General features: G+C 68.2%; 10 protein-coding genes. 2 read left to right on the top strand and 8 right to left on the bottom strand.

Annotation, left to right across the window (positions count from 1 at the left end):
* Positions 1-50: 50 nt before the first annotated feature.
* The 4 genes from AC1DEL_RS09850 to edd all read right to left on the bottom strand — a co-directional run bounded on the left by AC1DEL_RS09850 (position 51) and on the right by edd (position 5,472).
* A complete protein-coding gene (locus tag AC1DEL_RS09850; RefSeq protein WP_092292619.1) occupies positions 51-1,124 on the bottom strand; it encodes an alpha-E domain-containing protein in 1,074 nt (357 codons plus the stop codon).
* Between the two features lie 35 nt (positions 1,125-1,159).
* A complete protein-coding gene (locus AC1DEL_RS09845) occupies positions 1,160-2,635 on the bottom strand; it encodes a circularly permuted type 2 ATP-grasp protein (protein ID WP_441643825.1) in 1,476 nt (491 codons plus the stop codon).
* Between the two features lie 243 nt (positions 2,636-2,878).
* The gene (locus AC1DEL_RS09840) at positions 2,879-3,397 is read right to left on the bottom strand and encodes a gluconokinase (RefSeq protein ID WP_092292614.1); all 519 of its coding nucleotides are present in this window, start codon (positions 3,395-3,397) and stop codon (positions 2,879-2,881) included.
* 188 nt (positions 3,398-3,585) lie between these two features.
* Positions 3,586-5,472 (bottom strand): phosphogluconate dehydratase, encoded by a 1,887-nt coding sequence (edd, locus tag AC1DEL_RS09835; RefSeq protein ID WP_477125566.1) that lies wholly within the window; start codon positions 5,470-5,472, stop codon positions 3,586-3,588.
* A gap of 259 nt (positions 5,473-5,731) precedes the next feature.
* On the opposite strand from edd, the gene AC1DEL_RS09830 reads away from it, so the two are divergent.
* On the top strand, positions 5,732-6,688 hold the full coding sequence (locus AC1DEL_RS09830) for a MurR/RpiR family transcriptional regulator (RefSeq protein ID WP_441643826.1): 957 nt from the start codon (positions 5,732-5,734) through the stop codon (positions 6,686-6,688).
* Between the two features lie 42 nt (positions 6,689-6,730).
* Here the strand turns inward: AC1DEL_RS09830 and AC1DEL_RS09825 are convergent, their stop codons facing one another.
* The 4 genes from AC1DEL_RS09825 to AC1DEL_RS09810 form a co-directional block, all read right to left on the bottom strand.
* On the bottom strand, positions 6,731-9,286 hold the full coding sequence (locus AC1DEL_RS09825) for a DNA internalization-related competence protein ComEC/Rec2 (protein WP_477125567.1): 2,556 nt from the start codon (positions 9,284-9,286) through the stop codon (positions 6,731-6,733).
* A 124-nt stretch (positions 9,287-9,410) separates the two neighbouring features.
* On the bottom strand, positions 9,411-10,253 hold the full coding sequence (locus tag AC1DEL_RS09820) for a TatD family hydrolase (RefSeq protein WP_092292608.1): 843 nt from the start codon (positions 10,251-10,253) through the stop codon (positions 9,411-9,413).
* Positions 10,254-10,302: 49 nt separating this feature from the next.
* Positions 10,303-11,052, bottom strand: coding sequence for a lipoprotein-releasing ABC transporter ATP-binding protein LolD (gene lolD, locus AC1DEL_RS09815; protein WP_092292606.1), 750 nt, complete (start codon positions 11,050-11,052; stop codon positions 10,303-10,305).
* The gene (locus tag AC1DEL_RS09810) at positions 11,045-12,295 is read right to left on the bottom strand and encodes a lipoprotein-releasing ABC transporter permease subunit (RefSeq protein ID WP_092292604.1); all 1,251 of its coding nucleotides are present in this window, start codon (positions 12,293-12,295) and stop codon (positions 11,045-11,047) included. Before AC1DEL_RS09810 ends, lolD begins: the two co-directional genes overlap by 8 nt.
* Positions 12,296-12,397: 102 nt before the next feature.
* On the opposite strand from AC1DEL_RS09810, the gene AC1DEL_RS09805 reads away from it, so the two are divergent.
* Complete coding sequence (locus AC1DEL_RS09805) at positions 12,398-13,558, top strand: hypothetical protein (RefSeq protein WP_477106807.1); 1,161 nt, start codon at positions 12,398-12,400, stop codon at positions 13,556-13,558.
* Positions 13,559-13,578: the final 20 nt, after the last annotated feature.

Genomic DNA, 13,578 nt, shown 5'->3' with positions numbered 1-13,578 from the left:
GGCCCGCCACCCGCCCGATCCGGCAACGGTGTGGCGTGCCCGGCACCTCGTCAGGCAGCCAGCGGGACGAGGAAGTCCCGGCTGATGCCGTTGCCGAGATCGCCAATGCGCTCCAGGAAGCTGGTCAGGTAGGCGTGCAGGCCAACGGCGAAGATGTCGTCGATGCGCGCGTATTTCAGGTCGGCGTGGAGTTTACCAGCCTGGCGCTCCGTCTCCGACGACTGCTGGTTGGCCACCAGCGCGAGAATGGCGACTACCTCGTCCATGCTCGACACCAGCGAGCGCGGCATGTCCGGCCGCAGGATCAACAGCTCCGCCACACGTTGCGGTGTGATCACGGCGCGATAGATCTTGCGATACACCTCGAAGCCGGACACCGAGCGCAACACGGCTGCCCAGTGATAGAAGTCGTTCTGCTCGCGGTTCAGGTCATCGTTCTGCAACTGGCTCTGGGACTGCCCGCTACCGTCCTGGGACTGGGATTGGGACTGACTCCGGAATCCCCCGCCCTGGCTCTGGCTCTGCGATTGGCCGCCCTGGAAAGCGAGATCGTCCTCGTCGCGCCGGCCGGAGGCCTGGAACTTGACATCGAGGATCCGCGCAGTGTTGTCCGCCCGCTCCAGGAAGGTGCCGAGCCGCATGAAGTGGAAGGCGTCGTCCTTGAGCATGGTGCCGAACTGCACGCCACGCGCCAGATGCGAGCGGAACTTGACCCATTCGAAGAAGCGGGACGGGTCGTCGCGCAGCTCACCCTCGGCAATGATGCGCTGCACATCCAGCCAGGTGGTGTTCAGCGTCTCCCAGACCTCGGTGGTCAGCGAGCCGCGCACCGCGCGGGCGTTCTCGCGCGCCGCGCGCAGGCAGCTCATGATCGACGACGGATTGGTCATGTCGCGAACCATGAAGTCGATCACGTCGTCGCGGTGCAGCAGCCCGTACTTGTGGTCGAAGGCGTGGGTCAGCTCGGAAATATCGAGCATCGCCCACCAGCCCTGCTCGGCCACTTCGGCGGACTGCGGCAGCAGCGAGGTCTGGTAATTGACATCGAGCATGCGCGCGGTGTTCTCGGCGCGCTCGGTATAGCGGGACATCCAGAACAGATGGTCGGCGGTGCGGCTCAACATGATGGGTTCTCCCGGCGATCGGCGTGTTCCATGGCTCAGCGCTCCAGCACCCAGGTGTCCTTGGTGCCGCCCCCCTGCGAGGAGTTGACCACCAATGACCCTTCGCGCAGCGCCACGCGGGTCAGCCCGCCCGGCACCATGCGCACCTCCTTGCCCGACAGCACGAACGGCCGCAGGTCGATATGGCGCGGCGCGATGCCCGACTCCACATAGGTCGGGCAGGTGGACAGCGCCAGCGTCGGTTGGGCGATGTACTGCTCGGGGCGCGATTTCACCACCTCGCGGAACTGGTCGATCTCGGCGCGCGTGGCCGCCGGTCCGACTAGCATGCCGTAGCCGCCCGCGCCGTGGGTTTCCTTGACCACGAGGTCGGCCATATGGTCGAGCACGAACTGGAGATCGTCCGGGCGCCGGCACATATAGGTCGGCACGTTGTTGAGGATGGCCTCCTCGCCCAGATAGAAGCGGATCATGTCCGGCACGTAGGGGTAAATCGACTTGTCGTCGGCCACGCCCGTGCCGATGGCGTTGCTGATCGTCACATTGCCGGCCCGGTAGACCGACAGCAGCCCGGCCGCACCGAGCGCCGAATCTGGACGAAATGCGAGGGGATCAAGGAAGTCGTCATCCACGCGCCGGTAGATCACGTCGATGCGCTGCGGCCCCTGCGTGGTCCGCATATATAGGTGCTCGTCCTCGACGAACAGGTCGCTGCCCTCCACCAGTTCCACGCCCATCTGTTGAGCCAGGAATGCATGCTCGAAGTACGCCGAGTTGTACATGCCCGGCGTGAGCACGACCACGGTGGGATCGGCGATGTTCTGGGGCGAGACACTGCGCAGCATGTCCAGCAGCAGGTCGGGATAGTGCGCCACCGGCGCCACCCGGTTGCGCGCGAACAGCTCCGGGAACAACCGCATCATCATCTTGCGGTTTTCCAGCATGTACGAAACGCCGGACGGCACCCGGAGGTTGTCCTCGAGCACGTAGAACTCGCCCTCGCCGGCCCGCACCACGTCGATGCCGGCCACATGGGCATAAATGTCGCGCGGCACATCCACGCCGAGCATCTCCGGCCGGTATTGGGCGTTGTTGTAGATCTGGTCGGGCGGAATCACGCCGGCGCGGATGATGTCCTGGCCGTGGTAGATATCGTGGATGAACCGGTTCAGCGCCGCCACGCGCTGCCGCAGGCCGCGCTCGAGCGTGGCCCACTCGCTGGCCGGGAAGATGCGCGGAATCACATCGAACGGAATCGTGCGCTCGGTGCCGCTGTTCGACTCGTCCTTGTCGCCGTAGACGGCAAAGGTAATGCCCACGCGCCGGAAGATAAGGTCCGCCTCGGCGCGTTTGTTGTCCATCGTCGAACCGGACTGCCGCCCGATCCAGTCCGCAAAATTGCGGTAGTGGGCCCTGACCGCCCCTGACGGCAGCGTCTGTCCGGCCTCGATGGCCGCCACTGCTCCGTCCTCCCGCCCTTCCAGCATCTCGTCGAAAAACCGCGCCGCCATGATGGCCGCTCCTTCGTGAAATGGGCGCCCGCGCCGGCCTCGTACTGACCGTGCCGTGCCGTCTCCCCGGTCGCCCGTTTGTCGATGCCTTGTCGAGTTGGCTCTTTCAGCATATCCGCACCGGCAAAACCCGCAAGGGTCACGCGCGCCGGCACGCGAATCGGTTTAGCAAGATGCTTGCCAGCCAGGCGCCGCCGAAGGCACGGCGCCAAGGGCTGGCTGGCGGCTTCAGGTCAGCTCAGATCAGGCGGCGGGCTTGCCGGAGCAGGCGGCCGACTCGGGCGGGCACTTGTCCAGGATGTCCTGGACCAGCGCCTCGGGCGTGCGGCGGATGTCCAGCACCAGCGCATCGCGTGGCTCCTCGAGGGTGTCGAACTGGCTTTGCAGCAGCGCCGGGTTGAAGAAATGGTCCGTGCGCGCCGACAGCCGGCTGCCGATGGTGCCGGCGTCGCCCTTCATGAAGACGAAGGTCACACCGCCGTCGGGCGGGGTCAGGCGGTCGCGGTAGGTCTGGCGCAGCGCCGAGCAGGTGAAAACGTGGGTGCGGCCCTCGGCCCGGGCGGTGTCGATGGCGGCGCGCATCGCGGCCAGCCAGGGCCAGCGGTCCTCATCGGTCAGCGGAATGCCGTTGTGCATCTTGGCCTTGTTGGCCTCGCTGTGGAAGGCGTCGGCATCGTGGAAGCCGCAATGCAGCTGGCTGGCCAGCAACTGGCCGACCGTGGTTTTCCCGCTGCCGGAAACGCCCATCAGGATATAGATCATGTCTGCTCCGTCGATCATGGTCGGATGGTCGGGCCATCCTTGTCGGTAGCCTTCGGGCGCGAAAGACGTGGCGCGAAGGTGCACCGCGGCATGGAGATACCTGGCCGCGGCGATTGCTGAAAATCGTAAAACGACTAAACGATGACTAAACGACGACTAAGTGCGTGCAGGGCAAGTTGGGCGCCCGCCTATTGTGCGACCACGCCGGCCGTTTGGACAGCGGGCGCGGCGTCGGCCTCGGACAAGTCCAGGGCGCTGCCGCCTTCTTCGGCGATCCGGGCATGGCGCCGGAACAGTCCGAACAGGCCGCGCCCCATGCTGAAGCGCGCAAAATCGTCGTCCGGCGCGGTCGCCGGGATGCGCGCGGCGAATTCGGCGTGCGCGGCGGCATCGCCGACCAGGGTCAATGTGCCGACTACGGCATCCACACGAATCCAGTCGCCATCGCGCACCCGCGCCAACGGGCCGCCTACAAGCGCCTCCGGACCCACATGAATCACCGCCGGTACCTTGCCGGACGCGCCCGACATGCGGCCATCGGTCACCAGCGCCACCTTGTGGCCAGCATCCTGCAGTGCGCCGAGTGCCGGCGTGAGGCGGTGCAACTCGGGCATGCCGTTGGCGTTCGGCCCCTGGAAGCGGACCACCGCCACCACGTCGCGATTCAGTTCGTCGGCCTCGAAGGCGGCTTGCAGCGCCTCCTGGGAGTCGAACACGCGGGCCGGGGCCTCCACGATCCGGTGCTCGTCGGCCACGGCCGACACCTTGATCACGCCCCGGCCGAGGTTGCCGGCCATCAGGCGCAGCCCGCCCTCCTTCGAGAACGGCGCCGACGCCGGTGCCAGCACGGCGGCATCGCCACTCGTGGTCGGACCGTCGCGCCAGCGCAGCGCGCCGTCGGTCATCACCGGCTCCTCGGTGTAGCGCGCCAGCCCTTGCCCCATCACGGTCTGGACGTCCTCGTGCAGCAACCCGGCTTCGAGCAGTTGGCCAATCACATAGGCCACGCCGCCGGCGGCGTGGAAGTGGTTCACATCGGCCGAGCCGTTCGGATAGACGCGCGCCAGCAGCGGCGTGACCGCCGACAGGCGGTCGAAGTCATTCCAGTCGATGACGATGCCGGCGGCACGCGCCATGGCGACAAGGTGGATGGTATGGTTCGTGGAACCGCCCGTGGCCAGCAGGCCGACCATGGCGTTGACGATGGCCCGCTCGTCCACGATCTGGGCGAGCGGCGTGTACGCGTTGCCGCGCGCGATCAGCGCCAGCGCGCGCTGTGCCGCGGCCGCCGTCAGCGCGTCGCGCAGTCCGCTGTCCGGGTGCACGAAGGCCGAGCCCGGCATGTGCAAGCCCATGATTTCCATCAGGAACTGGTTGCTGTTGGCCGTGCCGTAGAAGGTGCAGGTGCCGGCGCCGTGGTAGGCGGCGCATTCGGCCTCAAGCAAGACATCGCGACCAACCTGACCCGTGGCGTAGAGCTGGCGCACGCGCGCCTTTTCCTTGTTCGAGAGACCGGTCGCCATCGGCCCAGCGGGCACGAAGACGATGGGCAGGTGGCCGAACTGGAGCGCCCCCATCAGCAGGCCCGGCACGATCTTGTCGCACACGCCGAGCATCAGCGCGGCATCGAAGGTGTTGTGCGAGAGCGCGACCGCCGTACCCATGGCAATGGCGTCGCGCGAGAACAGCGACAGCTCCATGCCAGCGTTGCCTTGCGTGATGCCATCGCACATCGCCGGCACGCCGCCCGCCACCTGGGCCACGCCACCCACCGCTCGCGCCGCCTCGCGAATCACGTTCGGATACCGCTCGTACGGCTGGTGGGCCGACAGCATGTCGTTGTACGCGGTCACGATGCCGAGGTTCGGGGCGTGCTCGACGCGAAGCTTGAGCTTGTCGTCGGCCGGCAGCGCGGCGTAACCGTGCGCCAGATTCGCGCACGACATGCCGCGCAGCGGGCCGAGTTCCCGCTGTGCCCGCTCGCAGCGCGCCAGATAGGCGGCGCGGCTCGCGCGGCTGCGCTCGACAACGCGTTGCGTAACGGCCGACACCTTGGCGTGAACGGATTGGGTCATGGCGACAATGTTCCTCGTGGGGAGCGCCGGGCAAAGAACCGCCCGTCGATATGTAGATTTTCTACATTATAGCCTTGGCCTCCCGCCTGCCGGAAGCCGCTTTCTCGCGAAAATATGATGCTGTCGACGCAAATACGGGAAAGCCCTAAGGGGGCATGCCCACGATTACCGATCGATCCCCATGTCATTCTGTGTAGAATCTCTACATCTTCAATCCCCAGAATGGCCACGCCGATGGCCAACCGAGACCCGCACCGCCATGCGCGACCGAATCCTTGCCGTCTACGACACGCTCCGTCCGTCAGAACGCCGTCTGGCTGACTACGTCACCCGCCACGGCGCCAGCGTGATTCGCCTGTCGATGCCCGAACTGGCCGAACGCGCCGGCGTCTCGCAGCCGACCATCGCCCGCTTCTGCGCCGCGCTGGGCTACGACGGCTTCAAGGAGTTCAAACTCCAGTTCGCCCAGAACCTGGGCGGCGGCACGCCGTTCGTCCACCAGGACGTGGAGGCCGACGACCGCCCGGCCGACATCGCCGGCAAGGTCTTCGACCGCACCATCGCCACACTGATGGCGGTCCGCAACGCGCTGTCGGCCGACCAGATCGAGCACGGCATCCGCCTGCTGGCCAGCGCGCGCCGCATCGAGTTTTATGGCTGCGGCAACTCCGGCATCGTCGCGCTCGATATCCAGCACAAATTCTTCCGCCTAGGCATTCCCACCACGGCCTACTCGGACCCGCATGTCTTCAGCATGTCCGCCGCGTTGCTGCGCCCTGGCGACGTGGCGGTGCTGGTCTCCAACAGCGGCCGCACCTGGGACATGCTGACCGCCGCCACGCTCGCCCGCGCCAGCGGCGCAAGCGTGCTGGCGCTGACCCACAGCGGCTCGCCGCTGGCCCGGCTGGCCGACGTCTGCGTGTTCTCCGACGTCGAGGAAGACAGCGAGGTCTACACGCCAATGACCTCCCGCATCAGCCACCTCGTACTCGGCGACGTGCTCGCTGCCGGCGTGGCGCTGGAGCGCGCTGACACCGTCGCGGCCGGCCTGCAACGTGCCAAGGCGCACCTGCGCGAGCGCCGCATCGGCGGCGCCGCGCCTGAGGCGCCGGCGTCCCGCGAAGCGGTGGCGGCTGCCACCGGCGGCACCGGCGGCACGGCCAAAACCCCGGCGACCAAGACGCCGAAGACCGCGCGCGCTGGTTCGCGCAGCTGACGCCTCCCGCCCTCCCGAGACAACCCGGGCTGGCGCCGACGCCTAACGCGGCGCCGCCGGTGCATCGCGCCAGTACCGCCGCTCCCGCTGCCGGAATGACGAAATCGCCAGTCGCGGCCCCGCCGTGACGATCGACACCGCGCCCGTTTCATCCGTCCGATACCGCGCGATGCCTTGGCGCCCATACCGCCGCCAGACATCGTCGCGCGGATGCCGGTAGCGGTTGCCATATCCGAGCTGAAACACCGCCGCCTCTGGCTGCACCGCACGCAGGAACGCCGCGCCCGACGACGTGCCGCTGCCATGGTGCGGCACCAGCAGGACATCGGCACGCAGATCCTCCGGCGGCACCGCGGCAATCAACCCCTGTTCCTCGCGCACGCCAATGTCGCCAGTCAGCAGCAAGCTGCGGTGCGCCGTGGCCACGCGCAACACGCAACTGCGTGCATTGCTCGCCAGCCGCGCGCTGCCGAGGTCCGACACTGACGGATGCAGGATGACGAAGCGCACGCCATTCCACGTCCATGCCGCGCCAGCCTCGCATGGCTGCCATGGCGCAGCATTGCTCGCCACGCCGCCTTTTGTCGGCGCCGATCCGATCAGGAGCCCGTGATCGAGCGGCGCCCCCGTCAGCCGCCGCCCCACCGGCACCGCGGCCAGCACCTCGCGCACGCCGCCGGCATGGTCCGCATCTTCGTGACTGACCATCAGCGCATCGAGCCGCCGCACGCCCATCGCCCGCAGCCACGGCACGATAACTTGCCCGCCGGCACTGGCCCCTGACGGGTATCCCGGCCCCGTGTCATAGAGCAGCGCATGCGCCTTGGTTTCGACCAGCACCGCCGTGCCCTGCCCGACATCGAGCGCCGTGACACGGACCTCCCCTTCCGGTACGGGCGTCCGGCCCGCCAGTAGCATCGGCATCATCAGCAACGCCCCACACCAGCGTGGCGGTGCGCGCACCGCCGGACACGTACGCCGTGCGGGCCGAGCAGGCCGCGCGCCGCGCAAAGGCGTTGCCGCCCCAACATCCGGCGCCCGCTCGCGAGGCATCAACACGAACACCACCCCGGCAGACGCCAACGCCATCCAGACGGGTCCCGCCTGCGCCGCTTCCCAAACGGCCCACGCTGGCGCCGCAAGCCAGGCGAGCGCATCGGACAACCACGTCATCGTCGTATGGGCGACCGCCAGCAGCGGCCTGGCCACAATCACCGGCAGCACAGCACCCGCCAGCGCCAACGGCGTGACGAGCAAGCTCACCACCGGAATGGCGACAGCATTGGCAAGACAGGACACCACCGACACCTGCCCGAACAGCAGCAGCGTCAGCGGCACGAGCCCGACTGTCACCGCCCACTGCGTGCGTGCGGCGCCCGTCAGCGTTGCCCCCACAGCCGCCCTCGCCCTGTGCCACCGCCCCTCTGCCCTAGCCCGCTGCGGCGGTTCCCGCGTGGCAAGAAAGATCGCCGCCACCGCACCGAATGACAGCCAGAAACCGGGCGACATCACGGCCCATGGGTCAATCGCCACCGCCACGCCCGCCGCCCACGCGAGCACGACCGATGCCGGGGGCGCCCGGCCACTCCACAATGCCAGCGCCGCCACGGCGAGCATGCACACGGTTCGCATCGCCGGCACCTGCATCCCGGCGATCAGTCCATAACCCAAGGCGGTCAGTATCGCCACCACGAGCGCCGCCTGCTGCGCCGGCCAGATCAGCGGCAAGGGCCGGCGCAGCCGCCGCCCCAGCCCGAACGACCTCCGCCACAACCCCAGGGCCAAAGCGCCAGCTGCGCCCGAGATCATCGTGATGTGCAAACCGGAAATGCTGACCAGATGGGAGATGCCGGTCCGTCGAAACACCTCCCAGTCCTCGGTGGCGATACCGCGCTGGTCGCCGATCACCAGCGCCACGAGCACGGCCCCGAAGCGCGCATCCGGCGGCAGCGCCGCACGAAGCCGGTCCCGCAAGCCTGCCCGCCACGCCTGCACGTGAATCGCCCATGGCAACGGCCCCGCCTCCGCCTGCGGCTCGCCGTCCCGCACATAGCCCGTCGCACCGATGCCCTCGCCCAACAGCCAGTACGCGTAGTCGAAGCCATATGGATTGGCCAGCCCGCGTGGCCGCCGCAGCCTGACCGTCAGCCGATAGCGCTGCCCCGGCTGCAACGCCTCCGGCGGATCGCGCCAGGTGAGCAAAACCCGTGGCGGCAGGCGCGCCTCATGCGACCCGCTTACCGCGAACAGGAAGCGCGTGCCCTGGCTTGCCGCATCGGGCAGCCCGGCAACCATGCCCTGCAGCGCGATGTCACGCCCCGCCAGCGCGGGGTCCAGCCAGTCCACCATCCTGCTGTCGGCGCGCCATGCCGCCCACCCGAACCCCGCCGCGCACGCGAGCGCCACCACCGCCGCGCGCCACATCCACCGCCTGACAACAGGCGTATCCCCATGACGACAACGCACGACGTACGTCAGCGCCGCCACGCCGATGGCCCCCGTCAGCGCCTGCCACCACCACCGCCACGCCGACGGCAATACGGCCTGCTGCTGGAGCCACCAGCAACCAGCGACGAACGCCATCAGCACAGCTCGCATCACACCTCCAGGACAACGCTTTCCGATGGCGTATTTGTACTGTGCGCGATGGCGCCAAAACGTTAACGAATGATGTGTTTTTGTGGAAGTTTGTTAAAACGGCGGCCGGCGTCTTGCCACGCGTTCAGCGCGGCGCCATGATGTCTGCAAACGCCGCCAGACGCGGCAGCGCCGCCACCGAGTTGCGCCACATGGCCTGCGCCAGCTCAGCTTCCGGCACGCCACGCAGTTCGCCGAGTACTCGCGCCACGCCCACCACCTCGCCCGGTGTGTTGCGCGCTTTGTGCTGCTCGCCGAACTGGTCGTCGGAGAGCCAGGCCGGCGCGATGTCGGGCGCGTCGGTCTCGAGCACGATGGCCTCGAGCGGTAATTCCGCCGCAAGCCGGCGGATCTGTTTGGCGCGAGAGAAGGTCAGGTTGCCGCCGAAGCCGAGCTTCATGCCGTGCTCGACATAGCGGCGCGCCTGTTCGTGGCTGCCGTTGAAGGCGTGTGCAATGCCCTGCCGCACGCCCACGCGGCGCAGTTGCGCATAGACTTGGTCCTGCGACTTGCGCACGTGCAGCAGCACGGGAAGATCGAAGTCGCGCGCGATCTTCACCTGCTCGGTGTAGAGCCACGTCTGATGGGCGACGTCCAGACCCGGGACGAAGAAGTCGAGGCCGATTTCGCCGATGGCGACGAAGCGCGGATCGTCCATCGACGCGGCTACCTGGCGTCGCAATTCGTCCAGATCCTGCTGCCCGGCGCCAGGTGTGCAGAGGGGATGGATGCCGAGCGCGTAGACACAGGGGGCGCCGTCCGCCTCGGTGCCGGCATGGGCCAGCGCGCGCACGGCATCGAAGTTGGACACCGCCACGGCAGGCAGCACAATGCCCGAGACGCCAGCCTCGGCCGCCGCGCGCGTGACGCCCGCGCGGTCGCTATCGAACTCGCTGGCGTCGAGGTGGCAGTGGGTATCGATCCACATGGTGGGGGCGCGGGGCGGTGGGTCGGTTGGGGTGAGGACCGATGTCCGGTCAGCGTTCGCGGTGCAGGTGCCCGTCGCGCAGGCGCAACACGCGGTCGCAGCGGCCAGCGAGGTCCGTGTCGTGGGTGACGATGACGAAGCTCGTGCCGAGCGTACGCGACAGTTCGAGCATCAGGTCGTACACGCCGCCGGCCGTGTGGTCGTCGAGGTTGCCGGTGGGCTCGTCGGCCAGCACGCAGGCCGGCTGGCCGACCAGCGCGCGGGCGACGGCCACGCGCTGGCGCTCGCCGCCGGACAGCTCGCCGGGACGGTGCTTTGCCCGCCCGCCCAGGCCCACGCGCTCGAGCATGGCTTGCGCGGCGGCGCGCGCCTCGCGTTCCTTGAGGCCACGGATGCGCATCGGCATGGCGACGTTGTCCAGCGCGGTGAATTCGGGCAGCAGGTGGTGGAATTGGTAGACGAAGCCGAGCGCGCGGTTGCGGACGGTATTCCGCTCGCTCTCGCGCAGCGAGGTGAACGGCTTGCCGAGCAGTGCAACGCGGCCGGCGTCGGGGTTGTCCAGCCCTCCCAGCACGTGCAGCAGCGTGGACTTGCCGGAGCCGGACGCGCCGACGATGGCAACCTTCTCGCCAGCGTCAACGCGCACGTCTACGCCGCGCAGGACGTCCACGTCGAGGCCGCCCTGGCGGAAACGCTTGGACAGGCCCTCGGCCACAAGCACCGGCGTGCCGGACTGCACGGCGAGGCCGGGCACTGCCGGGAGGGTGGCGGCTTCCTGGAGCAGGGAGGTGTCACTCATAGCGCAGCGCCTCCGCCGGGTTCACGCGCGCGGCGCGCCAGCTGGGGTAGATCGTGGCCAGGGTGGCCAGCACGAAGGAGATGATGCCGATGGTGGCGATGTCGTTCACGCGAGGGTCCGAAGGCAGTTCGCTAATGAAATAGATGTCACGTGGCAGGAACTGCACATGCAGCACCCGTTCGATAAAGGGCACGATCACGTCGATATTGGTCGCGATCAGCGTGCCGCCGAGCACGCCGAGGACGGTGCCGATGAAGCCGATCGCCACGCCCTGGACGATGAAGATCTTCATGATCGAGCGCGGCTGGGCGCCCATTGTGCGCAGGATGGCGATGTCGGCCTGCTTGTCGGTCACGGTCATGACCAGCGTGGAGACGAGGTTGAACGCCGCCACGGCGATGATCAGCGTCAGGATGATGAACATCATGCGCTTCTCGGTCTGAACGGCGGCGAACCAGTTGCGGTTCTGCTTGGACCAGTCGCGCAGGTACAGCTCGCCGCTCATCGTGCCGGCCAGCTCCTGGGCCACCTGGGGGGCCCGCTGCATGTCGGACAGCTTGAGCCGCACACCGGTGGGGCCGGACTGGCGGAACAGTGTTTCGGCGTCCTCGATGTCGATCAGGGCCAGGGCGCTGTCGAACTCGTAGTGGCCGGACGAAAACACGCCAACTACGGTGAACTGCTTGAGCCGCGGCAGTACGCCGGCCGGCGTGATGGTGCCCTGCGGCGCCACCAGCGTCACCTTGTCGCCGACGCGCACGCCCATGGCGTTGGCCAGTTCATTGCCGAGCGCGATGCCAAAGCCGCCCGGCACCAGCGCGTTCATGCTGCCGGCGCGGAACTGGTTGCCCACGTCGGAGACCTTCGGCTCCTCGGCAGGATCCACACCACGCAGCAGCACGCCGCGCACCGCGTCTTCGCGGGTGAGCATGGCCTGGGCGGCCACGTAGGGCGCCGCCCCCACCACTTCCTTGTTCCGCATGGCCTCGGCGGCGGTCTTGTGCCAGTCGGGCAACGGTCCTGGGGCGATGACCTCGATATGGGCGAGGACCGACAGCATGCGGTCCCGCACTTCCTTCTGGAAGCCGTTCATGACCGACAGCACGACAATCAGCGCCGCCACACCGAGGGCGATGCCAAACATCGAGATCATGGAAATGAACGAAATGAACGTATTGCGGCTGGCGCGCTTGCTTGCGCGGGTGTATCGCCAGCCGATCTGCCACTCGTAGGGAAAGTTCAAGAGGAATCCTGTTGTTCGGAAGTCGCGCCGGCGGGCCATCCGCCCCCCTTGGGTGACGGAAAACTGGCGCCGGCCAGCCGGAAGTTTACAATCTCGGCAACCATGATGACGCACCTGACCCTGATTGTGCCCTTTTCCGTCCCGCCTGGCGCCGGCAACGACGCCGCGGACGACGTCGTCTCCAGCGCGCTGCTGCGGCAGTTGGAGTTGCCGGCGCTCGGAAAGTTGCTCACCCGCGCCGCCCCGGGCCCGCGCGAGACCCACGACGATCCGTTCCTGCGCACCCTGCCGCAGGAGCGCTGGCTGGCCGGCCGGGCCGGCCTGGACACCCGGCAGGTGCCGACTGCGCCTTTTATGCGCCTGGCCGACCTGCGGCAACGTGCCGCGGACCGCCTGCCGGACCCCGCCCAGGCGCCGCCTGCCGCCGCCCTGATCCGGGAAGAGAACGGCGATCAGGGCTGGGCCTGCCTCCAGCCGGTTCATATCCACGCGGCGCGGGATCACCTTGTGTTGATGCATCCGGACCAGCTTGAGATCCGCCCCGACGAGGCCGCTGCGCTGCGCGCCGCCATCGACGACCTGCTCCGTGAGTCCGGCATTGCGCTGGACGCGCCCCACCCCGCCCGCTGGTATGTGGCCGACGATGTATTCGGCGAGCTGGAAGCCACCACGCCGGTGCGCGCCACGGGCCGCAATATCGACATCTGGCTGCAAGCCGGCGCGCGGGCGCGCGACTGGCGACGCCTCCAGAACGAGATCCAGATGACCTGGCACGACCATCCGGTCAACCAGGCGCGCGAGGCCGAGGGCCGCCTGACCATCAATTCAGTGTGGCTCCACGGCGGGGGCAAGCTGAGCCTCGTCAACCGGCTGGCCGACGCCGTGCTGACGGACGACCCGTTCCTGGCTGGCCTGGCCCTCGCCAGCGATAGCCTGCTTGACCCGCAGCCAGCCAAATTCGAGGAAATTGCGAAAGCCGACGGCCATGTCATGGCGATGCTCGACACCGCCACCGAGGCCCATATCGCCCAGGACTGGGGCCTCTGGCTTGAGCGCATGCACGCACTCGACGCCGAGTGGTTCACCCCGGTACTGGCGGCCTTGGCCGATGGCCGCATCATGGGCGTCACCCTCGTGCTGGGCGGCGACAACCACTACGCCGAGTTCACCGTGCGGCGTGCCGACCTGCGCAAGTTCTGGCGTGGCATGGGCGCGCGCGGCGACTGGCGCGCCCTGCTTTCCGACTTGGCCATGGTGGCCTGATCCGCGCGTTTTCCGCTTTC

Source organism: Cupriavidus sp. 10L43_2, from assembly GCF_056395265.1.
This window is presented reverse-complemented; position numbering and strand designations above follow the sequence as displayed.